Consider the following 1,993-nt stretch of genomic DNA (forward strand, 5'->3'; position numbering starts at 1 on the left):
GGGTGGGGCGAAGTGGGCGCAACAGGGATCGAACCTGTGACATCTTCCTTGTAAGGGAAGCGCTCTACCGCTGAGCTATGCGCCCCGGTCACGGACCGGGACCAGGGTACATGCCGCCGGGGGACGGGTGTCCCCGCTTCCGAGGGTCGGACGGCCGTTCCCCGCTCCCCGACCGACCGGACCCCGCCGGCCCGGGGACCCGCGCACGCGCCGGGGCGTGTGCTTACCGACCGCCGGGTGAAACAATGGTGGGAGCATCCTTCCGCGCCGACCGGTGGTGGAGGGGACCTCCCCGGCCGGTGCCGCCGCACGACACGCGGAACGCGGCGGGGAGACGCACGGGGACACGGTGGGAAAGGGAGCACGTGACGGCGACACGCATCCTGGGGAAGCTGATCGGTCCGGCCCTGCTGCTGCCCGCCGTGGTGCCGGTGGTCGCCGCCGTGGCGATATCCGGCGCCTTCACCGGCGGTGGCACCCGACGCTGGGGCCGGGGCCGGGTGGAGGATCTGCGGGAGGAGGCGCGTCGCGCGCAGGGCGAGACGGCCGAGGCGTTCTACGAACTCGAACTGGCCCAGCGCGGCATGCAGTTGTCCCTGGAGACGATCCGTGCGGTGGACGACGGGCCGCAGGCCCGCAAGGCGTTCGCGGATCACGCCGCCTTCGCCGAGCGGATCGACCGGGCGAACCACGAGTACATCTCCCTGATGGACTCCCACGACGTGGAATCCGCCGATCTGGACGCCACGACCGCCTCCCGTGCCCGGCACGACTTCACCCGCATGCGGGACGAGTTGAGGCGCGCCAAAGAGGATCTGGAGCGCTTCGGACAGAGTCTGGCGCCCCTGGTGGAGCGGGCGGAGCAGGAGTTGGCGCGGGTGGCGCCCGCCGTGGAGCGCGCCAAGCGCGCCCTGCTGGAGGCCACCCGGGCGCTGGACACCGTCCGCGAGGCGGGGTTGGACGCCGGTGACTCCGCCGCCGACCTCGCCGCGCTGGCACCGGAACTGCGGTTGTTGAACGAGGGCGCCGCCCGGCACGGCGTGCAACCGACCCTCACCCGGGCCGAGGAGGTGACGCGGCGCGCCGGGGAGATCACCGCGCGGATGACCGAACTCCCCCGTCGCGCCGAGGAGGTGGGACGGCGTCTGACCTCGCTGCGGACCCGCGCCGAGGCCATCACCACCCGGGCAGGGCAGGTGGGACCGACCCTCAGCGAGTTGCGTCGCCGCTTCAGCGCCGCCTGCTGGCAGGACCTGCAGCGGGTGCCGGACGAGGCCGCCGAGGCGGTGGCCGGGGCCCGCCGCACCCTGGACGGGGTGGAGCGGGCCCGACGCGAACAGCGCTGGGACGACGCGGCCGACGGCATCACCGAGGCGCAGGCCCTGCTGGCCCGCACCGACGAGCTGGTCTCCACCGCCGGGGACCGGCTGCGCCGGCTCAACGAGGTCTCCTTCGACGCCTCGAAGGAGATCGAGCGCACCCGCTTCGCGGTGCGCGACGCCCAGCGGCTGGCGATGGTGGGCCGCGCGGTGCCCGAGCCCCGGCACGCCGAGCGGTTGGACGGCGCGGTGGAACGCCTGGACGCGGCGGTGGCCGCGCTGGAGCGGGGCGGACGCAACCCGGACTACTGGCGGTTCCTCATGGAGACGAAGGCCGTGCGGGACATCGCCGGCGCCGTGGTGGAGGACATCCGGGGCAAGGGCCGCTGACCCGGTTCCCCCTTCTCCGGGCGTCTCCCGCGCACCGGTACCCGCCCGGCGGTCGAACCGGGGCTTATCCTGCTCGCATGCCACGCTACGAGTACCGCTGCCGCTCCTGCGGGGACCGCTTCGAGGTGTCCCGGCCGATGTCCGAGGCGGGGGCACCCGCCGCGTGTCCGGTGGGGCACGAGGACACCGTCAAGCTGCTGTCCACGGTCGCGGTGGGCGGCCGCTCCGGAACGGCCGGCGCCGCCTCGCCGGCCCCCGCCCCGGCGGGCGGCGGGGGCGGGTGC

General features: G+C 74.7%; 2 protein-coding genes and 1 tRNA gene. 2 read left to right on the top strand and 1 reads right to left on the bottom strand.

The window, feature by feature from the left end; genetic code table 11:
- Positions 1 to 13: 13 nt before the first annotated feature.
- Positions 14 to 85, bottom strand: a tRNA-Val gene (locus tag FOE67_RS24085).
- 280 nt (positions 86 to 365) lie between these two features.
- On the opposite strand from FOE67_RS24085, the gene FOE67_RS24090 reads away from it, so the two are divergent.
- The gene (locus tag FOE67_RS24090) at positions 366 to 1,709 is read left to right on the top strand and encodes a coiled-coil domain-containing protein (RefSeq protein WP_182666942.1); all 1,344 of its coding nucleotides are present in this window, start codon (positions 366 to 368) and stop codon (positions 1,707 to 1,709) included.
- A 77-nt stretch (positions 1,710 to 1,786) separates the two neighbouring features.
- Positions 1,787 to 1,993: FmdB family zinc ribbon protein (locus FOE67_RS24095; protein WP_182666943.1), on the top strand; the 207-nt coding region annotated here is incomplete at its 3' end.

Origin of the sequence: Streptomyces calidiresistens (assembly GCF_014141525.1) — a bacterium.
In the GTDB taxonomy this organism is placed as follows: Bacteria; Actinomycetota; Actinomycetes; order Streptomycetales; family Streptomycetaceae; genus Streptomyces; species Streptomyces calidiresistens.